Origin of the sequence: Paenibacillus rhizoplanae (genome assembly GCF_042684125.1) — a bacterium.
In the GTDB taxonomy this organism is placed as follows: Bacteria; Bacillota; Bacilli; order Paenibacillales; family Paenibacillaceae; genus Paenibacillus_AQ; species Paenibacillus_AQ rhizoplanae.
Map to the genome: position 1 here is coordinate 359,844 of NZ_JBHUKY010000033.1, position 21,068 is coordinate 380,911.

13 protein-coding genes are annotated in these 21,068 nt (G+C 55.9%); 4 read left to right on the forward strand and 9 right to left on the reverse strand.

Annotated elements, in window-relative coordinates:
* Positions 1 to 4: 4 nt before the first annotated feature.
* The 5 genes from ACFSX3_RS20455 to ACFSX3_RS20475 all read right to left on the reverse strand — a co-directional run bounded on the left by ACFSX3_RS20455 (position 5) and on the right by ACFSX3_RS20475 (position 6,301).
* Positions 5 to 712, reverse strand: coding sequence for a response regulator transcription factor (locus ACFSX3_RS20455; RefSeq protein ID WP_209987656.1), 708 nt, complete (start codon positions 710 to 712; stop codon positions 5 to 7).
* The gene (locus ACFSX3_RS20460) at positions 690 to 1,640 is read right to left on the reverse strand and encodes a sensor histidine kinase (protein WP_209987653.1); all 951 of its coding nucleotides are present in this window, start codon (positions 1,638 to 1,640) and stop codon (positions 690 to 692) included. The genes ACFSX3_RS20455 and ACFSX3_RS20460 overlap by 23 nt, the downstream gene beginning before the upstream one ends.
* Positions 1,641 to 1,669: 29 nt before the next feature.
* On the reverse strand, positions 1,670 to 4,444 hold the full coding sequence (locus ACFSX3_RS20465) for a ComEC/Rec2 family competence protein (protein WP_209987649.1): 2,775 nt from the start codon (positions 4,442 to 4,444) through the stop codon (positions 1,670 to 1,672).
* 158 nt (positions 4,445 to 4,602) lie between these two features.
* Complete coding sequence (locus ACFSX3_RS20470) at positions 4,603 to 5,121, reverse strand: deoxycytidylate deaminase (RefSeq protein ID WP_076082103.1); 519 nt, start codon at positions 5,119 to 5,121, stop codon at positions 4,603 to 4,605.
* A gap of 373 nt (positions 5,122 to 5,494) precedes the next feature.
* Complete coding sequence (locus tag ACFSX3_RS20475) at positions 5,495 to 6,301, reverse strand: ComEA family DNA-binding protein (protein WP_379255498.1); 807 nt, start codon at positions 6,299 to 6,301, stop codon at positions 5,495 to 5,497.
* A 138-nt stretch (positions 6,302 to 6,439) separates the two neighbouring features.
* On the opposite strand from ACFSX3_RS20475, the gene comER reads away from it, so the two are divergent.
* A complete protein-coding gene (gene comER, locus ACFSX3_RS20480) occupies positions 6,440 to 7,291 on the forward strand; it encodes a late competence protein ComER (protein WP_209987646.1) in 852 nt (283 codons plus the stop codon).
* A gap of 140 nt (positions 7,292 to 7,431) precedes the next feature.
* Here the strand turns inward: comER and leuS are convergent, their stop codons facing one another.
* Together leuS and ACFSX3_RS20490 are read right to left on the reverse strand one after the other, a co-directional pair.
* Positions 7,432 to 9,861, reverse strand: coding sequence for a leucine--tRNA ligase (gene leuS / locus ACFSX3_RS20485; protein ID WP_209987643.1), 2,430 nt, complete (start codon positions 9,859 to 9,861; stop codon positions 7,432 to 7,434).
* An 814-nt stretch (positions 9,862 to 10,675) separates the two neighbouring features.
* On the reverse strand, positions 10,676 to 11,743 hold the full coding sequence (locus tag ACFSX3_RS20490) for an AI-2E family transporter (protein WP_209987640.1): 1,068 nt from the start codon (positions 11,741 to 11,743) through the stop codon (positions 10,676 to 10,678).
* A gap of 228 nt (positions 11,744 to 11,971) precedes the next feature.
* On the opposite strand from ACFSX3_RS20490, the gene bglS reads away from it, so the two are divergent.
* A complete protein-coding gene (gene bglS, locus ACFSX3_RS20495) occupies positions 11,972 to 12,661 on the forward strand; it encodes a beta-glucanase (RefSeq protein WP_379313219.1) in 690 nt (229 codons plus the stop codon).
* A 279-nt stretch (positions 12,662 to 12,940) separates the two neighbouring features.
* Here bglS and ACFSX3_RS20500 read toward each other — a convergent pair whose 3' ends face one another.
* Entirely contained in the window at positions 12,941 to 14,521 is a 1,581-nt protein-coding gene (locus ACFSX3_RS20500) for an extracellular solute-binding protein (protein ID WP_209987633.1), read from the reverse strand.
* A gap of 118 nt (positions 14,522 to 14,639) precedes the next feature.
* On the opposite strand from ACFSX3_RS20500, the gene ACFSX3_RS20505 reads away from it, so the two are divergent.
* Positions 14,640 to 16,388, forward strand: a complete 1,749-nt coding sequence (locus ACFSX3_RS20505) for a sensor histidine kinase (protein ID WP_209987630.1) — start codon at positions 14,640 to 14,642, stop codon at positions 16,386 to 16,388.
* Positions 16,366 to 17,973 carry a response regulator gene (locus tag ACFSX3_RS20510; RefSeq protein ID WP_209987627.1) on the forward strand — a complete coding sequence of 536 codons (1,608 nt, stop codon included), beginning with the start codon at positions 16,366 to 16,368 and terminating at the stop codon, positions 17,971 to 17,973. Before ACFSX3_RS20505 ends, ACFSX3_RS20510 begins: the two co-directional genes overlap by 23 nt.
* A gap of 9 nt (positions 17,974 to 17,982) precedes the next feature.
* On the opposite strand, the gene ACFSX3_RS20515 is transcribed toward ACFSX3_RS20510, so the two are convergent.
* Positions 17,983 to 20,952 carry a GH36-type glycosyl hydrolase domain-containing protein gene (locus ACFSX3_RS20515; RefSeq protein ID WP_209987622.1) on the reverse strand — a complete coding sequence of 990 codons (2,970 nt, stop codon included), beginning with the start codon at positions 20,950 to 20,952 and terminating at the stop codon, positions 17,983 to 17,985.
* Positions 20,953 to 21,068 lie beyond the last annotated feature (116 nt).

A 21,068-nucleotide genomic window follows, 5' to 3' on the forward strand; every position in this document is an offset into this window, starting at 1 on the left:
TTCATCATGGACTCAGCCGGAAGCCGATGCCCCAGACCGTATCGATATAGGCTTCGCTGTCATGCGCTTTGATTTTATTACGGATATTGCTGACATGTACCGTTATTGTCTTATCCTCGCCCAGATAGATCTCCTCCCAGGCCAGTTCATAGAGATCCTGCTTCGTGAACACACGGGAGGGATTCCTGACCAGCAGCTCGACAATCCGGTATTCCTGGCGGGTCAGAGCAAGCACGCTGCCATGAATCCTGACACTGTAGGCCGTGCAGTCCAGTACCAGATTTTTATGCCTGAACTCCTTCACCGGCTCACCGGCAGCTGTCCGCTGGATATGGACATGGATGCGGGCAATCAGCTCCTCCAGCTCAAAGGGCTTGGTCACATAATCATCAGCGCCCAGCGTGAACAGATCCAGCTTATGATCAAGCTGATCCTTGGCTGAGAGGACAATTACCGGAACCCGGCACTTCATCTCCTCACGCAAACGGTGCATGAACGCCTCGCCGGACAATCCGGGCAGCATCAGGTCCAGCACAATCAGATGATACTCCTGCTCTGCCAGATTCAGCATCCCTTCACTACCAGAATAGGACTGGGTGCACTGATACCCTGCGGCGGTAAGCGAGTCATGCAGAATTGCGTTAATATGCTCGTCATCCTCAACGATGAGAATTCTTCTGCGCTGCCCGTTATCCTTGAGATGGGTGCTCATCGCTATGCTCCTCCCCCCTTTTTGAGAATCCGATTAATATACTGAAGGTATCCGCTGTACACCCGGCCTCAGCATGCCCGTTCATTTTCTCCATCAGCGCCTTCACAATCGAGAGTCCAAGACCTGAGGAATGCCGGGTACGCGACGGATCTTCTTTGTAAAAGCGGGTAAATATCTTCTCCGTATCCACCCTGCTGCCTGCCTTAAGCCGGTTGGTGAAGCGTATACACAGCATCTCTTGCCTGTCTTCAACCTCTATGGCCAACTGGCCTTCGCCATGGATGAAATAGTTGCCGATGATATTGGTAAAGATTCGTTCCAGCGCATGGATATCCCCCATCACCCGGGGAGAATACTCCGGCAGCCGTAGCTCGGGCTCACTCTCCGATCCGGCGAAGGCATCGATGAAGGTGAACAGATTCCGCTTCAGCACCTCCATAACGTCTACAGGCTGCAGCTCCAGGCTGTATTCGGGATTCTGCAGCTTGGTATAGAGGAACAGCTCATCCACCAGCTTGATAATCTGCTGTATTCTGGACTGGGCAAGCGCTACGTACCGCCCCTTCTCCTGCTCCGCCTCTGTCCGCAGTGCCAGTTGAAGGTAACCATCCAGCGAAGTGAGCGGCGTCCGGATATCATGCGACAGACTGGTAATCGCCAGATTCATCTCCTGATTCTTGCGGCTGAACTGTTCTCCCATCGCTCGCTGGCGGCTTAACAGGTTATTGCACTTCCGCACCAGCCTGCCGATCTCCCTCGGCTTCAACTGTGTAGCTACCAGCTTACGGGATTCATGCTCCATGATAAAAGACAGCTGGCTGCTGATCTGACTGACCTGTCTCCGGTAATTCAGCAGGTAGATCGTCTGGCCGATCAGCAGCAGCAGGAGTCCTGCCAGAACAATAAGGATACGATCAACTCCTCTCATATGGTTTTATTATATACGATTACAGAGTCTTAGTCCGGGGCGGGGGTGAGCTTGTGGCGTACGATGATGCCCTCCTTGCCCACTCTGAGCTGAATCTCCCCCTGCTGGTCAGTCCGGTAGATTCCAGCGTTTGCATCTGCCAGCCGTTCCAGCACACCGCCATTGGGATGTCCGTACAGGTTATTCACACCGGCTGAGATGACAGCGGCGCCGGGGGTCCAGAAGGCGAGCCAGTCTGCGCTGGTGGCGGTTTTGCTGCCGTGGTGGGCGACCTTGAGGACGTCGACGGGCCTGCCTGGGCTGATCCCGGCTTGCTGTGCAGATTGCAATATCGCTTCCTCTGCCGCCTGATCCATATCTCCTGTGAAAAGAAAGCTCCGGCCGTTCATCTCCAGCCGGAACACCACCGATTCGTGGTTCTGGTCCTCCACTTCCTCCGGTATGGTCTGTCGATCCGCTCGCGGCTCCGGCCAGAGGAAGTTCAGCCGCGTGGCCTCGTCCGGGACCAGCGTCATACCCTGCTGCACCGGATACATCCGGACACCCGCGTCCAGTGCAGTCTTCATCAGCTTGGTGTACGGCTCCGTGGCAGCTAATGTTCCGTTAAACAGCATTGCCGATACCGGCATCCCTTCCAGCACAGCCTGCAGCCCTCCGGCATGGTCCTGATCGCCATGCGTCAAGATAACCGCGTCCAGACGGTGGATACCCCGCTGCTTCAGGAGCGGCAGCAGCGTCTTCGCCCCGACCTCGAACGGGCTGCGGCGGATGCGCCATTCCTCCCGGTTGCCGAAGCTAACGGTCCCGCCGCCGTCCACGAGGATATGTGCTCCGCCCGGCGTGGTGATCAGGCTGCTGTCCCCCTGACCTATATCCAGGTAGCTGATGGAACCGGAGCCGTCGCGTATAACTTCGGCGTTATAGCCTTTGTAGAGCAGAAGAGTCAGGCCTACGGCACACAGTATGGCTGCGGAATTGCTCCAGCGTGATAGGCCTGATTGAGGATAGGCTTGAAAGGTCAGCGCGGCTCTTCCGCTGTTCGCAGCCCCTGCCGAATTCAGAACGTTATTGCGGCCAGCTCTGCCACGGATGTTACCTCGCGGTTCCGGCCTATCCAGCTCCGCCAGCGGACGGGTCTCATCATCCATGAACTGGGGAACAAGCATGGCCTCAGTCCTCCGTTTCAACATGTGTAACAAACCATATAGCAGGCAGTAGTAGAGGCAGATCCACAGGATTGACGGCGAAGCCCAGATCATTACCCCGGCGGTGATTCCGTTCACCCACTCCACTGCCGCAAAAGTGATATTATTCAGTATCTCTGCAAGCTGCGCAGTCAGGAGGGCGCCTGTATTCCAGACCCGCCCAAGGAGCAACGCCAGCGTTCCTAAAGGAAGCACCAGGAAGGTGATGAACGGAACCAGCAGCAGATTGGCGGCGACGGACAACAATGAGAATTGGTTGAAATAATAGATCGTCAGCGGAAACGAGACCAGTTGAGCAATAATCGTTACGGACAGACTGCTGCCTAGCCAGCCCGGTAACCGCCTGAATAGCGGCGCAGCGAGCGGTGTGTATACCATGAGTCCTGCTGTCACCAGAAAAGACAGCTGAAAGCTGACACTAAGCAGCAGATAAGGGTTCCAGATCAGCATCATCAGAGCGGATGCAGCCAGAATGTTTAGCCCATCCTTGAGCATGCCGAGCCTTGCCGCCAGCAAGGCAATCATGCTCATGATCCCGGCGCGGATCACAGACGGTCCAGCCCCGGACAGCAGCACGTAGACCGGAACCAGCAGCAGGGTCACCGTCAGTGCGGTTTCTCTGGTCAAGCGGCAGCGGCGCAAAAGAACCAGGATTACTCCGACGTACACCGCCACATGCATCCCCGAGATGGCGAGAATATGAGTGAGCCCGAGCTGAGAGAACTGTCTGAAGGTCTCCGGGTCCAGTTCCTTTTGGATACCAATGACGAGGCCCTTCATATAACCCGCATGAGGCTCCTGAAATAAGCGGCTCATTTCTGCACCGAGCACGGATCTTGCCTTATCATTCCAGCGCAGAATAGTGGACGGCTCCCACGAGACTTGGGAGTTAACCTTTACACTGGCTGTCCCTGTTCCTTTGAGCAGCCAGTGAATCTTTTGGGTGAGCAGATAGGCACGGTAGTCGAATCCGCCGAAGTTACGCGCTATCTGGGGCTGTATCAATTCCCCCTCAATGACCACCCGGTCTCCGCGCTGCCACAAGGCAGCCTCAGCTATCTCACTCTCCTCCTGGAGCTTGATCTGTACGGCGACTCTCTCACCTCTGGCTTGAACTTCTGCCTCTGTTCCTACCACCGCCGCTGTCTTTTTCGCTGCACCTGCGCCTGTATTTACTTCTGTTTGCATTTCAACTTTCGCTTCGTCTGCGGCGGCCTGGCTTTCTAGCTGATTCTGCCCGATCCCTGATAATTTCACGACAAAATCAACCCGGTCCCCGTCCCGCTCCACCGGAGAAGCGATAACGCCTGCGGCTGTTACATAGGCCTCATTCACTTCGCTCACAGGGTGCCCCAGCACCTTAGGCAGCAGACTCACATTGCGTACCTCACTGTATTCCCAGTATAGGGCTGCCACAATCAGTGCTGTCAGCAACACCCCAGCCGTCCTCCAGCGTATTCCGCCGCTCACCGCCCAGACTACAGGCAACAACAATAGCCCTGCGAGGCAGAATAGAAGACTGCGGCCAGAGAACAAACAACCTGCGGCACTTCCCGCCACCCAGCAGACCGTAAAGCTTAAGAGCGGCCTTCTGTTCATTGTTTTTACTCCTTCCTGATTATATTTCCACGCCAAAAAACCTCTGCATACGCATACATACTACATGCGTGTACAGAGGTTCTTCCTCTGAAGTCAAACCATATTCTATTGGGTTCTTGTTCACTCGAACTATAACTGAATCCCGCCGGTGTATGCCGTTATTCAGATACTGAAATCATCGTTTCTTTAGGCGGCTCATAGTTCTCCAGTTGACGGAACACAATGCCTTTGGAGGAGAGCATCGCCTGTACCTTCTCCATATCTTTCTTGTAAGGACGCAGGTAGACAATCTCCACGATTCCGCTGTTAGCCAGCATATTGGCACAGGTCCAGCAGGGTTCATCCGTCACATAGACTGTACTGCCTTCCCGGTCGCTCCGGTCTGTGAACAGCAGCAGATTCTGCTCGGCATGGATCGTGCGGATGCAGCGCTGCTTTTTGACCATTGTCTCTACACCGTCTATCATCTCACGCTCGTATTGCTCAGAGACCATGCAGCCTGCTTCCGAGCAGTCAGGAACGCCCATCGGCGCACCGTTATAGGCCGTACCCAGCAGCTTCTTCCCCTGCACCAGCACCGCGCCGACATGGCGGCGGGGACAACGCGAACGGGTAGAGACCATGCAGGCAATATCCATGAAGTATGTATCCCAGTTCTTGCGGTAAGCCACAGTCATCAGCAATCTCCACTTTCTCTTCAATAGTTGTTCATTATTGTAGCATACCTGGCTGCGTTTTCACTAGGATATTGATAGCCCGCAACAACCTACATTTCGCCTATCTCTCGCTTAGATCTCCCGCAGGAGAGGAGTGATTGCACTTCATACATCAGAAATTGCATTCTCAGCTCTTAAGTAACGTTCTGCTGTACTTCATACAATTGATTCTCTCATTTAGTCTCTAAAGACTCGCTTTTGCAAAATTCTAATGTACGAAGTGCAGCAGATTCAGTTTTTAGGCAGATTGAGGTCTAATCTAATGTACAGAGTGCAATTGCAACTTACTCTGTCTCGGCAGACAGGCTGTTCGTTGATAATCAGGACTTCGGCCTTAAAATGCCACCAGCGGCTTCAGCTTCTCCAGCAGCTTGGGGCCAATGCCCTTCACCTTGCCCAGCTCGTTCGCGCTGCGGAAGGCTCCCTTACTGGTGCGGTAGTCGATAATCGCCTGCGCCTTCTTCTCCCCGATGCCCGGCAGGTCCATGAGGGCTTTGGTGTCGGCTGTGTTCACATTGATCCGGCCGTCAGCCGCTGCCGGGGCTGCAGTGCCAGCTGCTCCAGCTCCAGCTGATGCAGCCGCCGTTCCACTTGCACCGCCGCTTCCTGCCGCTCCTCCGGGTCCTCCTGAGTCCGCCGCACCCGCTATCCCGGCACTCGCCGCTCCAGCGCCTGCTGTTCCATCACCGGTGGCCGCACCGCCAACAACTCCGCTACCCGCCTCGCCTACAATATTCGCGCCAGCAACTCCATTACCAGTCACACTCCCGGCAGCTCCTGTGTCCACTGTTGCACCACCCGTAGCTGCGTTGCCAGTTACTCCATTTTCCACCGCACCTACCACACTCTCGCCAACCGCCCCATCCCCCGTCTTACCGCCACCCGCCGTACCGCCACCCGATACCTCGCCACCTTCCGCTCTGCTCCCTGCCGCACCAACCGCACTCCCACCATCAGCCCCGCCCGCCGCACTCCCGCCGTCAGTCCCTTCGTCCACCACTCCCAGCGCCTGCGCCATTCCGGCGTTCAGCGTCGACCACCCGGCGATGCCGGTTTCCTGTGCTCTGTGGTCTGCGGCCCACACCAGACTGCCGCCCAGCAGCGCGGCGGTGATGGCGCAGATGATCATTCTTTTATCCATCAGGATGTCCTCCCTCATCGAACTGGAATTTTATTCAAAAATCCGATTAAAACCTGTCATTGGTCCAAGTCTGGCGTGCATACATTTAACGAAGAGTATTCCTGTAAGCCAGCAGCATAAGAAAGGAGGTACCACAGGATGAAAGTGGGATTTATCGGAACAGGCAGCATGGGAAGTCTGCTGATCGACACCTTCCTTCGGTCGGGAGCCCTTGAGCCATGCGATGTGATGGCCAGCAACCGCAGCCCGGGCAGGCTGATGGAGCTGAAGAAGCTTCATCCCGGAATCACCCTATGCTCCGGCAATATCGAAACCGCCTCGGAGAGCGATCTTGTGTTCCTGTGTGTCAAGCCTTTGCAGTTCAAGCGGGTAACCGATGAAATCGCCCCTTATCTGCGCAGCGACCAGATCGTTGTATCGATTACAAGCCCTGTGCAGCTCTACCATCTGGAATCGGCCCTGCCCTCCAAGGTCGCCAAAATCATTCCCAGCATCACCCATTCCGTCCGAGGCGGGAGTTCGCTGTGCATTTTCGGAAGCCGATTAAATAAAAAAGACAGGCTGTTGCTGCTCCAGTTATTCTCCTGCATTGGTGTTCCGGAGGAGATTCCTGAGGGTCATACGCGGATTGCCTCAGATTTCTCCAGTTGCGGTCCGGCCTTTCTGAGCTATTTCCTGGAGCGGTGGATTGAAGCGGCTGTAGAAGCAACAGGCATCGACGAAGCCCTGGTCACCCGGCTGGCGGGTGAGATGCTGCTGGGTACGGGCAAGCTGCTGACGGAAGGCTCGTTCACCCCGCAGGAGCTGCAGGAACGGGTAGCCGTCCGTGGAGGCATTACCGCGCAAGCCCTGAATCACTTGCAGACCAGTCTGGAGGGGGTATTTGAACGTCTGATTACCACCACACATGACAAGTATGATGAGGATGTGGAAAAGCTCGACGAGCTGTTCGGGCTGAGCAGTATCGCGCAGAGCCGACTCGACCGCTAGCAAAATAGTATCCATTAGCAGGGCCATTTCCTCCATAGGGCAATCAGCGGTCCCCTCCACCTCCGCAGAAAGCGCCCCGAAACCAAGAAAGCCCGCAGCACGGAAACCTCCGTTGCTGCGGGCAGAATTGCGTTCTTCGCTTAACCCACTACGATATTTACCAGCTTGCCGGGAACGGCAATGATTTTGCGTACGGTTTTACCTTCGACAGCCGCCTTCACATTCGGCAGGGCCAGGGCGTGGTCCTGCATCTCCTGCTGGGCCATATCTGCCGGAATCAGCGCGCGCTGGACAATTTTACCGTTCACCTGCACTACGATCTCAACCTCAGCATCTATGGTCAAGGCTTCATCATAGGCCGGCCAGGCGACATAGCTGATGCTTCCTTCATGGCCCAGCAGCTGCCACAGCTCTTCGGCAATATGCGGTGCCAGCGGGGACAGCATCTGCACGAACTGTTCCGCCGCTTCGGTGGACAGGCTCTCCTGCTTGTAAGCATCGTTGATGAAGATCATCAGCTGGCTGATCGCCGTATTGAAGCGCAGATGCTCGAAGTCCTCAGTAACCTTCTTCAGCGTCTTATGCCAGGTGCGCTTGAATTCATCACTGCCGCCGCCTGCTGTAATCTTCGCGCTGAGGCTGCCGTCTTCATTCACGAACAGGCGCCATACGCGGGAGAGGAAGCGGTGAATGCCTTCGACACCCTTCTCGTTCCAAGGCTTGGTGGCCTCCAGCGGCCCCATGAACATCTCATAGACGCGCAGGGTATCTGCCCCGTAAGCTTCCACGATCTCGTCCGGGTTAATGACATTGCCGCGCGATTTACTCATCTTCTCGTTGTTGTTCCCCAGGATCATTCCCTGGTTAACCAGCTTGTGGAACGGCTCCTTGGTATCGACTACGCCGATATCATAGAGTACCTTATGCCAAAAGCGGGCATACAGCAGGTGAAGCACCGCATGCTCGGCTCCGCCGATGTACAGGTCAACCGGCAGCCATTCCTTCTGCTTTTCCGGTGAACACAGCTCCTGATCGTTGTGCGGATCGATATAACGCAGGTAGTACCAGCAGCTGCCGGCCCATTGCGGCATAGTATTAGTCTCGCGGCGGGCCTTCATGCCGGTCTCGGGATCAATTGTCTCCACCCATTCGGTCACATTCGCCAGCGGGGATTCACCGGTGCCCGAAGGCTTGATGGCATCCACATCAGGCAGGAGCAGCGGCAATTGATCTACAGGCACGGTCTTCATCGTGCCGTCTTCCAGATGCAGAATCGGAATCGGTTCGCCCCAATAACGCTGGCGGCTGAACAGCCAGTCGCGCAGGCGGTAGGTCACTTTGCCCTTGCCGCTGCCCTTCTCTTCCAGCCAGGCGATCATCTGAGCGATTGCTTCAGTATTGGACAGACCGTCGAGGAATCCCGAATTGACATGCGGACCGTCACCGGAGTAGGCTTCTTCTTCGATATTGCCGCCCTGCACCACCTCGACGATGTTCAGGCCGAACTGCTTGGCGAATTCCCAGTCGCGGGCATCATGGCCCGGAACGGCCATAATTGCTCCGGTTCCGTAGCCTGCCAGCACGTAGTCGGCAATCCAGATGGGCACCTGCGCGCCGTTCACCGGATTAATGGCATACGCGCCGGTGAATACACCGCTTTTCTCCTTAGCCAGATCCGTGCGTTCCAGATCGCTCTTGCGGGAAGCCTTGTCGCGGTATTCGGCAACGGCTGTCTTCTGCGCCTCTGTGGTAATAGCATCCACCAGCTTATGCTCTGGTGCGAGTACGCAATAGCTTGCTCCGAACAGGGTATCGGGACGGGTAGTGAACACTTCAAGCACAGCCTCATGCCCCTCAATCGCAAAGGTCACCTCAGCACCGGTCGATTTGCCGATCCAGTTGCGCTGCATATCCTTGATGCTCTCTTCCCAGTCCAGCTCCTCCAGATCCTCCAGCAAGCGGTCGGCGTATTCGGTAATCTTCAGAATCCACTGGCGCATCGGTCTGCGGACAACGGGATGGCCGCCGCGCTCGCTTTTGCCGTCGATGACTTCTTCGTTCGCCAGAACGGTTCCCAGCGCCTCGCACCAGTTCACCGATACTTCGGCCACATAAGCCAATCCACGGTTATACAGCTGGATGAAAATCCACTGCGTCCACTTGTAGTACCCCGGATCTGTCGTGCTGATCTCGCGGTCCCAGTCGTAAGAGAAGCCCAGCGACTTGATCTGGCGGCGGAAATTGTCAATGTTCTTGAAGGTAATATCACGCGGATGCTGGCCGGTATCCATTGCATACTGCTCGGCCGGAAGTCCGAAAGCATCCCAGCCCATCGGGTGCAGCACGTTGTAGCCGCGCATCCGTTTGAAGCGGGACACGATATCGGTGGCGGTATAGCCTTCCGGGTGGCCTACGTGCAGTCCTGCGCCGGAAGGATAGGGGAACATATCCAGGGCGTAGAACTTCGGCTTGCCTGATTCTTCACTTGTCTTGAAGGTCTTGTTCTCGTCCCAGAATTTCTGCCATTTCGGCTCGATGGTCTGGGCGCGGTAACCAATATTGTCGCTCATCTTGTGCTCCTCCTTGGAGTGTTGCTGTAATAGGTGGTACTGCTGCTGTCTTAAAAAGTTAAGAGATTAGCTCCACTACAAAAAAGTTTTGGGCTTCCGATCGCTGTTATTCTCTGATTTCTTGATTTGATCCGCTTCTGGCGGTAGAAATCCGAGAATAAAGGCGAACACTTCGTTTCTCCAGCTCCAAAATTTCTTTCCGTTCCGTTTCTCTATAACTTAGGTTAACATCATCTGTTCCCCGGGCGGAACAGCAAAGCCCAAGAGCCGCCCATGATTCGCTGGGCCGTAAAAACCACGGCAATGTACCCGCCCATGCTTCACCGGGCCGGGAGACGGAACGAGTCAACATAATCGCCCCTGCCTGCTCAGGACCAGCTGCTCCGCCGGGCTAACCGCAAAAAAACCTCCCATCCCTAGCGTATAATCGCTAGGGACGAGAGGTATGAATTCCCGTGGTACCACCCTAGTTAGCGGCAGACATTCTTTGTCCGGCGCTCACTTTGACACCCTGTATCGGGGGTGAGGCGACGGCGGTTCACTCGCTGGCCCCTCTAAAGGAACCTGCGGCTCGCGCCATTACTCGGAGGTGAGTTCACTGCGGCCCGTTAACCGGCTCGCACCTGGGGTGCCGGCTCTCTGCAATAACGGTCTCACGAATTAATACTCCTCTTCATCGCACTGCTATGATGACTCTTCTTATCGTAATATTCACCACATTATAACCAAAAGATACATGTACCGTCAATCCTTTCACCCGAAGTAGCGCAAGTCCCCCCGGTTCCTGCAAGTGACGGGATGAATTACGGCTGCTTCACGCTGGCCTTCTGCGGATATAATAGCTGAAGATATGCTGAATGACCACCTTGGCGGCAGCGAAGAAAGGGACGGCCAGAATCAGTCCGATCATTCCGGCGATCTCGCCGCCGACCAGCAGCGCGAAGATGATCAGCAGCGGATGCAGATGCAGCTTCCGTCCTACAACCTGCGGAGAGATCACGTTGCTCTCCAGCATTTGGCACAGGGTATTCACCACCGCCACCAGCAGGACAAGGCGCCACGACAAGGTAGAGGCCATCACAATAGCCGGGGCCGCCCCCAGAAACGGACCCATATACGGAATAATGTTGAATACCGCGACAACACAGGCGAACAGCAGCGCATAAGGCATGCCTATAATCGCGTAGCCGATATAAGCGAGCACGCCGATGATGATGCAGACGAGAAACTGCCCGCGGATATAGTTACCGAGCGCTTCATCAATGTCTTTTAACAGCATCACAATCGACTTGCGGCGCGAACGGGGCAGACAGGATACCACCATCCGTTCGAACACCTCGAAATCCTTCAGAATATAGAACACGAGAAAAGGCACAATGAATGCGTTGAACAGCAGGCCAATGGTCGAAGCGATATTATTAAGGAAGTGGGAGATGCCTTCGGCCAGGCGGTTCTCCAGCTGATAGAACCAGTTATTCATTCCCGTCTCCACCCCGGGCGGAATCAGTCTGGAATTCATGCCCTTCATTAACCCCTGCGCATGCAGCGTCATCTCCGGCAGATGCTCGTTCAGCTCCTCCAGCTGTTCCATAAACATCGGGATCAGGTTGATCAGAATCACCGCAAGCGAGGTCAGGAACACCGCATAGATCAGCAGGACGGCTATGCTGCGCGGCATTTTTCTCCGGGAGAGCATGGTGACCACCGGATTCAGTACATAGGAGATAATCATGGCGGCCAGGAACGGGGCCAGAATCGCTTTTAGAAACAGGAATACCCCATTCAGCATCGGACGGAGCAGCCAGACGAAATATAGAATAATCAGTGAGAGCAGCACGCCGATCATCCAGCGGAGCCATTTACTGCGGGACCACTCCTCCATAATACCCCTCCTGAACGTGTACAGCCCTTAACCATCATGCCATATTAGTATGTGTGGGAGGGGAATGAAATACTCCGCTCTGCAAAAAATTGGTTTTTTGTTATTTTAATTCGCAGGTTGGTATAGTGGCCGGGTTCAAGGTTCGCTACAATCATATTGTAAAACGCTTACATTATGAGGAGGGTATTGTATATGAGGAGAAAGCTACACAAGTTATTCGGTGCAGGAATGACCCTGCTGCTTGCCGGTCTGCTGACAGGAGCTCCGTCCGTTTCGGCGGCAACCGTCTTTAATGAGCCTCTGACTTACTTCAACCCCGCAACCTGGCAAAAAGCAGACGGCTACTCGAATGGCTCCATGTTCAACTGTACCTGGCGTGCGAATAACATCTCTTTCACCAGTGGCGGACAGCTTCGTCTGGCCCTGACCAGTCCCAGCAACAATAAATTTGACGGCGCGGAGTACCGCTCTGTGAACAAGTACAGCTACGGCAAATACGAGGTCAGCATGAAACCGGCCAAGAACAGCGGGATCGTCTCCTCCTTCTTCACCTACACCGGGCCTTCAGACGGCACACCTTGGGATGAGATTGATATTGAGTTCCTTGGCAAGGATACCACGAAGGTTCAGTTCAACTATTACACGAACGGTGTTGGCGGACATGAGAAGATTGTTAATCTCGGCTTCGATGCTTCCCAGAGCTATCATACGTACGCCTTCGACTGGCAGCCGGGTTATATTAAATGGTATGTAGACGGGGTCTTGAAGCATACGGCAACCAGCAACATCCCCTCCCGGGCCGGTAAAATCATGATGAACCTCTGGAACGGAACGGGTGTGGATTCCTGGCTCGGTTCCTACAACGGGGCGAACCCGCTGTACGCCTATTACGATTGGTTGAAATACACAAGCAACTAACTTGCAGGCAGGTGATGGACCCCGGCGATGCGCAAGCGGCATCCGCCGGGGTTCTTTTGTCTATGCGGATCATGGCAGCTCATCTTCAATATTTGTTATCCCAATCGCCACATTGGTATGGCGGCTGCGGCCGTCCTTCTGTACGATATATAGAAAGAATACCGTACAAAAGGAACAGATTTGATGGAGCCGCCGCCAGGCAAACAGGCAGAGGCCTTGAGGCTTATCTACGACAAGAAACCGCCTTATTATAGAGGCGGTTTCTTGTCCCTGCGGTATTTAGCGGCTGCTGCGGTCCCAGGTATTGACCTCCATGGTTTCGGTAAGTCCGCCGTAGGTGTTCCACTTGTGCACGAATTCGTCGAATTCATCAAGCGGGCTGTCCGCGAAGATGATTTTGATGAAGCTTTTCTGCTCCAGCTTCTTCAGCAGCTCGCCGTCACGCTTCATCGTCGCTGTCGGAGGTCCCGTGAACTGCTCCTTGCGGGAAGCCTCCTTCTGGCCCAGCAGCACAGGGGCAATGTCCTTCGGGATCTCCCGGATGACCCCGGAGGGAATCCGGGCCCCGTCGAAGGTCAGCGTGTACGAGGCTACCCGGATGCCGCCCAGCGGCAGCGCCGAAGACTCGGCGCTCGGCTGGCCGCCCGCCATGGACCAGTCATAGCCCTCCGCAAGGCCATGGGCGAACTCGCCGGTCGAGGTAGCGTATGAATCGAACAAATAATTCTGATACGTAAAAAAGATTTCAGGATGCTTCATCTGCTTATTGATCAGGATGGCACCGTTGACAGGCAGGGTCCCTCTTCTCATGGTGAGGCCGCCCGGCCCCGAAGGGATGGCAATTGCCCGGACACGCGCCTCAGCGTCACTCTTGGTCAAGGAGGACAGGGGCCAGCCGCGCATCCAATAGGGTCCGGCAATGATGCCCGCCTTGCCGGAGATGAACTGGTTCGCCGCTCCCTCTTCATCCAGCCAGGCACTGTCAGCGCTCAGATAACCGCGCTGTACCCATTGCTTCATGAGCTGGACAGCCTTCCTTGCCCCGGGCTGGATGGAGCCGTATTCCAGGGTGCCGTCACTCCGGCGGTTCCACTGCTCAGGAACCGTACCGTAGGCGCCGAACACCCAGCTGCTGTCTCCCATCCAGGTGCTGGCGCCGTTGCGGAATCCAACCGACAGACCGTAGGTATCCTTGATTCCGTTGCCGTCCGGGTCCCGGTTGACGAAGGCGTCCATGACCTGCTCCAGCTCATCCAGGGTCTGCGGGGCTTTCAGATGGAGCTTGTCCAGCCAATCCTGGCGGACCCAGAGCAGCGGATCGGAGTTATATTCATAATCCATAATGGGAATGGCATACCGGTGCGCGCCGCGCACGAAGGGGTTCCATGCCGAAGCATCCTCGGCAACAGCCTTCTTCCACACCTCGGACGCATGCTGCTCGAACAGGTCGCCGACTTCCATGAATTGTCCTGAATCAATCAGCTCCTGGATAATATCGGCATCTCTGGTCGTTACGATGTCGGGCATATTGCCTTTGGCCAGCTCCAGCCTCAACTTGTTGGCGTAGGTCTCTGAGGTGCCGGAGATCGTCCAGAGATAACGGATACGGATGCCCAGCCGCTTCTCGGCCCAGACCGTATGTACGTTATGCTCCAGGCTCTCCCCTTTGATAAAGTTCAGGTTGGGGTTCACAGAGCCGACCGTATACAGGTCTACCGGAGGATCATATTTGCCTTGCTTAACATCGAAGTGAGGGGCTGTACTCTGCGGTGAAGCGGGCGGCTGACTATCGCCAGTGCTGTGCCAGGAGCACCCTGACAGGATCAGGAGCAGCAGGAACAGCGGTGAATGGACCTTCATGAAACCACCTGCTTTTCGTAGAGTTCGGTGTGACGAACAGATTGTATTGTAATCGACCTCATGATCTTATGATACACTTCTCCATATTACAGCAAATGTCTTGAAAAGGATGATCTTTATGGTGGCATGGCGTCCCAACCTGTTCATTAAAATGGTAGCAATCCTGCTCTCGCTGATTGCCGCTACACTCTTGTTCTACGGAATGTCCTACCGTAAGGATGTCGGAGTCATTACCAGTCAGATTAAAACCACCGACCTGAATCATCTGGAATTCCTGACCCAGCAGATGGATGACAATATCAACCAGCTGGCGGGCAGCATGTATGCCCTGCAGAGAGATCCCACCATCCGCGATTATGAGCAGATTACGCAGCTGGGCCATCTTATTGATCCCGCCCAGACGATTATGACGGTGCTGGAGAAGCTGTCCCTACAGACCAGCTCCAGTACGTGGGAGAACCGGATTGTCTTGTACAAGCCCTTCAGCGGGGAGACCTTGGGCTCGGATTCCTCGCTGTCCTTCGATGTCTCTGTCCTGCACAAGCCGCTGCCGGCAGGCTGGGAGTATATCTCGGCGGACAGGGCCGGCGCAGAGGCAGGCTTCCGGCTGCTTTTGTCGGACCCTGCCCAGGCAACAAGCCGGCCGCGCGAGGCGCAGCTGCTGATGTCCATGTATTTACCAGTCTCCAATATTGAACGGATGTTCGAGGCCTACCAGTCGCAGAACACGGGGGACACCTTCTTGTACCATCCAACATTCGGGGTCATCCTCTCGCGGAGTTCGGACCGGCAGATGGCGGAGCAGGTCACCGCGGCACTGAATATCACGGCCGGGAAGAGTACCTCCGATATCTTCAACCTTAAGCAGGGCAGCTTCCTGGTCAGCTCAGTGCCCTCCTCGGCCATCGACTGGCAGGTCGTGCATTATTCACCGCTGAAGGAGATTCTTCAACCGATCCGCAGCAGCCGCTCTTCCTTCCTGACAGGATCGGCTATTCTGCTGGTGATGAGCCTGCTCTTCTCCTTGCAGCTCTACCGCCAGGTGCAGCGTCCGGTGAGCCTTCTGCTGCGTTCGCTCAACCGGATGAAGGAAGGGCGCTGGTCTACCCGCATTCATACCCGGACCAATCAGGAGTTCACGCTGCTTAATGAGGAATTCAATGACATGGCCGAGAAGATTCAGTCGCTGATCGAGCAGGTCTATCTGGAGCAGCTCCGGGCCAAGGATGCCCATCTGAAGCAGCTTCAATCACAGATCAATCCGCATTTCCTGTACAACTGCCTGTTCTTCATCAAGAGCAAGGCCGCCATAGGAGATACGGAATCCGTCGAGGCGATGGCACTCAGCTTGGGCGAATATTACCGTTATATTACCAGGGTCGACCATTCCCTCACCACCCTTCAGGATGAGCTGAAGCTGCTGGAGAATTACCTGAAGATCCAGAATTTGCGGAAGCAGCGTATCCGCTATGAGATGGATATGGAGACTGAACTGCTGGACCTGAACATTCCGCGGCTGCTGATTCAGCCTCTAGTAGAGAATAGTATCATCCATGGCATTGAGCGAAAAATCGGCCCCGGCTCCATCCGGATCACCGGCCGCCATACCCGGGAAGCCATTCTCATTACCGTTGAGGACAACGGCGCCGGTATGACAGAGGAAGCCATTGCCGCGCTTCAGGCGCGTATTAACGAAAACACGCGTGAGGATGGAGGCTGCGGGCTATGGAATGTCCAGCAGCGTCTCAAATTACATTACGGCGAGGCTTCCGGCCTGATGATTGCCCCTTCACCGGAAGGCGGTCTGATAACAACTCTCCATATGGAGAAGAAAGAGGAACCTGATGCACCAAATTCTATTGGTTGACGATGAACCCTATGTGGTCGATGATCTGTCCATTTCGATTCCCTGGGCGGAGATGGGCTTCGGACAGGTCCACAAAGCTTATTCCGGGTATGAGGCGCTGGAGCTGCTCCAGCGTTATCCCATTGATATTGTAGTCACAGATATCAATATGCCGGAGCTGTCCGGCACCGAGCTGATTGCCGCCATCCGCAAGCGCTGGAAGCATATCCGGGTGGTGATGCTGACCGGCTATGCGGAGTTTGAATATGCCCGCAAGGCTATTGAGGAGCAGGCCAGCGCCTATCTGCTCAAGCCGATAGCGAACGACCAGCTGATCGCCGTCATCGGCAAGCTCCAGGAGAAGCTGCGCAGTGACTGGGAGGCCTGGTCCTCCCACCAGCGGACGATGCAGACCTTCCGCGAGCATCTGCCAATCCTGCGGGACCGCCTGCTCGGGGAACTGCTGCAAGGTCGGAAGCTGCCCGGGCCGCAGCTCCAGGAGCGGCTGGACCAGTTCGACCTGCCGTTCAGGGCCGGACTGCCAGTCTGTCTGGCCGTGGTCCGTCCCGAGGAATTCTTCCGGCGTCAGGATATGCACAGCATGCTGCTGTTTGAATATGCAATCATTAATATCGCCCAGGAGCTGTTCCAGGACCGCTTCCTGATCTGGTCCTGCAAGGATGTTCATGATTATCTCGTATTCCTGCTGCAGCCCAGGGAGGATGTTGAACACGACGGCAATCCGGGAAATGGGGTGGCTCAGGCTGCCTATCAGCTGCAGAATCATGTCAGCACCCTGATGGGAGGCGGCCTGTCCGTGGTGACCACCGGCTGGGGCGACTTCCCGGATCAGGTCTACACTCTCTATCAATCCGCCATCTCCGCAATCCGCCAGCATATCGGCAGTGAGACCGGCATCTATCTCGATACCACGGATAACAGCAGCTCCCAGCCCGTGGAGATTCTCCAGCCGCTCTATGAGCCTCCTCTGCTGTTCCACATGTTCGAAGCGAACAACTGGCAGGGCATTGAAGACAAGCTGAACGCTATTGTCTCGGAACTGGTCCACAGTCCGGAGCGGTCACTGGAGCATATCCAGGAAGCCCGTCTGCACTTGGAGACGGCCTTCTATTATTTCGCCCACAAGAATAACAAGCTGCTGAGCGAGATTGTCGGCAATCCGCTGCTGGAGCAGGCTCCCTTTCAGACGCCGGACAAGCTGCGGGAGTGGGCCATGGAGGTTATCCTTCTGCTGAGAGAGCATACGGATTCCGAACGGCGGAACAGCCGGACCGTGCTGATCCGCAAGGTACATGAGTATATCAACCGCAATCTGCACTATGTCTCCCTACAGGCCATCGCCGACCATGTCCAGATGCATCCGGTCTATCTCTCCAAAATGTACAAGCTGGAGACCGGCAAGCGGATCAGCGACTATATCAGTCAGGTAAAGATGGAAAAAGCGGCGTATCTGCTAATCCATACGCCGCTCAAAATTTATGAAGTTTCCTCGGAGCTCGGGTACTCCAACGCCCATTATTTCATTAAGCTCTTCAAGGAATATGCGGGGATGACCCCGCATGAATACCGTGACCGGGCGCTGTAATTCCGTCAGTTACGCGAAGATAAGCTCTACCTCATGGGCGAAGCCGTCATCTACGGCCGGTACCAAGCCGTCCTCCAGTACCCGGCCGTCCAGCGTCAGGCGGGCTGCCCCGTCCTGCATGCGGTGGAAGCCCTCCGGCTTGCGGACCTGAATCCGGTAGGAGGAACTGCCCAGCTTCAAGGTATAGGTAAGCTCCGTCTGCTCTTCCCGCAGCACCGGACTCAGTGCTATGCCCTGCTCCGTATATTCAATACCCAGCGCTTCCATCAGCGAGAGGGTGAGCCAGGTCGAGGTGCCGCTAAGCATTGGACCGATGTTCTCACCAGTCTCGCTGTTGTTGTATTGGGTGCAGAACCGCGGATTCCCGCAGACGGCAAACGGATCATCCATCGTCTTGAACGGCATAATCCGGTCCAGCAGCCAGTAGCCCAAGCGGGAGAGCTCGGCAGCCAGATCCGGACTGGATACTTCCTTGGCCCCCTTGAACATAGCCGCAGCAGCCATCATGCAGGCATGCTTGAATACGCCGCCGTTCTCGCGGTCACCCGGGAAATATTCATCCGAGGCCGTGTGCGTGGATACCCGGCCCAACGCCACCGGCGAGACCAGCTTCATGCCGTAAGGCGTCATCAGATGCGCCTTCATAGTGTCCAGCATCACCGCGATCTGCTCCTCATCCGCACAGCCCGCCAGAATGCTCCAGCTGAACGAATTCAGGAAGTACGAGCCGTCCTTCGCCGGATCGGAGGACATCCCGTCTCCGGCAGCGCCGAGATACGTATATTCTCCGTTCGGATAGCGGTTGAACAGCACACGGGCGAAGAAATCGCCCTTCCAGGCATGTTCCTGGATGCGTTCGCGCAGCTTAGCTCCGAAGCCCGTCAGCTCATCTGCATACGCCTGCTCGCCTTTGCGGGCGGCCAGGGCGGACAATTCATCAACCGCCACCTTCAGCAGGAAGGCGTTCATGACGCTCTCGGAATAATCACTCTCCAGCGAATCCCCGAAGACACCGCCAGCCTCCAACTGCTTCCGGTAGAGTGCTTCCTTGGCCGGGCCGTTCAGATAGGTGTCATCGAGCTTCAGACAGTCGTTCCAGTCTGCGAAGTCGAGCAGCGGCAGGCCGTGACGTCCGATCGAGATCTGTCCGGAATAGACAATAATCGCCTTCAGGGTCTCGAATACCGGCCGTTCTGTATCTGTGCCTGCTACCGGACAAGCCTCATCCAGGAACTCCGCATCCCCGGTCAGCATGACATAACGGTAGACAGCCTGGATCAGCCATAGCGCATCATCGGACCATTTGCCCGGCTCTTTGCCGGCCCAGAAGAAATTGTGATACGCATACCCCAGCTCAAATACCATGCTGGTCCATTCTTTCAGCAGGCTCTTGACGAGGCCGCCCCGGCCCATCCCGACGAAATAATACATCGAGGCATACATATCCTGAATTTCACGGAAGCCGATCTCCCGGTAGCCCTTCTGGGTCTGACAGAAGGAGCGGGAGACAAAGCTCTGGTAGAGCACCTGAAACGGCAGATTGCGGTTCACGAACTGGTCGAAATCCGCGTCCCCGGAGGATACCTGCAGGAACCTGGAGTAATTCCGCACGAACTTCAGGGATTGTGCCAAGGCTTCTTCGGCCGCGCTGCGGCTTGTGAAGCGGGCGATCAGCGCGCCTACCTCTTCCTCCAGTACCGTATCGCTCCAGGTTGCTCCGCTCTTGTCGGAGACAAGGCCCGTCAGCTGGTCAACCGCTGTCGTGGCTCCGGCAGGAACCTGAATATCGCCCGCTACCGCGAAGAATCCCGGCCCCTTGCGGTGCAGAATGCTGCTCAGCTTCAGCGCGCCGGATGGCCGGTGGAGTGAGCCGGTGCCGACGAACTCATTGTAGCTGACGCAATATTCACGCGGCAGCACCGGTCCGTCTTCCCCGTGGATAATCATCGTGTGGAAGCGCAGATCATGGCGCCCGCCTTCCGGGTAATAGTCAGGGCTGATTGCAGCCACGGCACCATCAGCGTCCTGCAATACGCCGCCTTGCATAATAACATTGCTATACAGCACATCCTCGAACAGAGCGCCCGGTGCTGCCGAGCCGAACATGCCCGTATACACCAGACGAAGCTGGCGGCTGCTCTCTCCATGGTTCGTAATCGTAACCCGCTGCATCTCGGTCGCCAGCGGCAGACCTTCAGCATGCGGCAGAATGAAGATAGTACGTATAATCTCAAGTCCGCCGGACAGGCGGTACGTGATGATGGTTACATTCTGTGAATGGCGGCAGACCGCCGATTCAATGCCTTCTCCGCCCGGATCAGCGGAATAGAAGATCTGCTTCCCGTCCTCAAACAGATAGAATTGACGGTTGGCCGGGAAGCCGTTCTCCTCCTGGCGCATATCCCAGCGGGTCGCCAGCACCTGGGTAGCCGCATGGGAACGGAAGCTGCCGCCGCCCAGGCGGTCGACCACGCTCTTCGGTGTAGTCTGAAGCGGATGAGGGAACTCCAGACGGTTGCCCAGCAGCAGATTGACCGCGAAGTGCGGCCCCGGAACGGGGGAGCGCAGGTCAATCACATGCTCGCCTTCAGCGTTAAGGGCACCGGCCCAGCCCGGTGCAGCCTGAAGCTGCGCCAGCGCCGCGCTTGCAGCCGCCTCCGGTATAGCTGTTGTCTGTTCCTGTCTTCCGGCATGGCGGATATGCAGGGACAGTGCCGTACCTGTATCATTCACGGTGAACAGCGCGGATGCGCCAGCCTCCTTCGGCAGCAGCGTTGCCACCTCCGGGAGCTTCAGCAGCTCCTGAATGGCCGGCAGCCGGAGCGGAAGGCCCGCTACGCCAACAGCCCCGATACACTTGGAATCCGTGAAGACGGCGCTTAGCTGCCCGCCTGCATCCATCCGGTCTGCGAATGCTTGTCTCAGGATATCCTCAGGTGAAGCAGCCGCTGCTCTTGCGGTATTGAATTTCAGCATCATGAATGGTTCTCCTCTTTTCCTGTTTTCTATTGGACGATACTCATTCCCTGTTATGTATACTCATTGGGCCGAAGAATTGGGGGAAGGTTCTTAACAAGCACGGAGAACGGTTGCCC

Excerpts from the sequence above, each read along its gene's own strand:
- ACFSX3_RS20455 (WP_209987656.1), bottom strand. The coding sequence starts at position 712 with ATGAGCACCCATCTCAAGGATAACGGGCAGCGCAGAAGAATTCTCATC.
- ACFSX3_RS20460 (WP_209987653.1), bottom strand. The coding sequence starts at position 1,640 with ATGAGAGGAGTTGATCGTATCCTTATTGTTCTGGCAGGACTCCTGCTG.
- ACFSX3_RS20465 (WP_209987649.1), bottom strand. The coding sequence starts at position 4,444 with ATGAACAGAAGGCCGCTCTTAAGCTTTACGGTCTGCTGGGTGGCGGGA.
- ACFSX3_RS20470 (WP_076082103.1), bottom strand. The coding sequence starts at position 5,121 with ATGACTGTGGCTTACCGCAAGAACTGGGATACATACTTCATGGATATT.
- ACFSX3_RS20475 (WP_379255498.1), bottom strand. The coding sequence starts at position 6,301 with ATGGATAAAAGAATGATCATCTGCGCCATCACCGCCGCGCTGCTGGGC.
- comER (WP_209987646.1), top strand. The coding sequence starts at position 6,440 with ATGAAAGTGGGATTTATCGGAACAGGCAGCATGGGAAGTCTGCTGATC.
- leuS (WP_209987643.1), bottom strand. The coding sequence starts at position 9,861 with ATGAGCGACAATATTGGTTACCGCGCCCAGACCATCGAGCCGAAATGG.
- ACFSX3_RS20490 (WP_209987640.1), bottom strand. The coding sequence starts at position 11,743 with ATGGAGGAGTGGTCCCGCAGTAAATGGCTCCGCTGGATGATCGGCGTG.
- bglS (WP_379313219.1), top strand. The coding sequence starts at position 11,972 with ATGACCCTGCTGCTTGCCGGTCTGCTGACAGGAGCTCCGTCCGTTTCG.
- ACFSX3_RS20500 (WP_209987633.1), bottom strand. The coding sequence starts at position 14,521 with ATGAAGGTCCATTCACCGCTGTTCCTGCTGCTCCTGATCCTGTCAGGG.
- ACFSX3_RS20505 (WP_209987630.1), top strand. The coding sequence starts at position 14,640 with ATGGTGGCATGGCGTCCCAACCTGTTCATTAAAATGGTAGCAATCCTG.
- ACFSX3_RS20510 (WP_209987627.1), top strand. The coding sequence starts at position 16,366 with ATGCACCAAATTCTATTGGTTGACGATGAACCCTATGTGGTCGATGAT.
- ACFSX3_RS20515 (WP_209987622.1), bottom strand. The coding sequence starts at position 20,952 with ATGATGCTGAAATTCAATACCGCAAGAGCAGCGGCTGCTTCACCTGAG.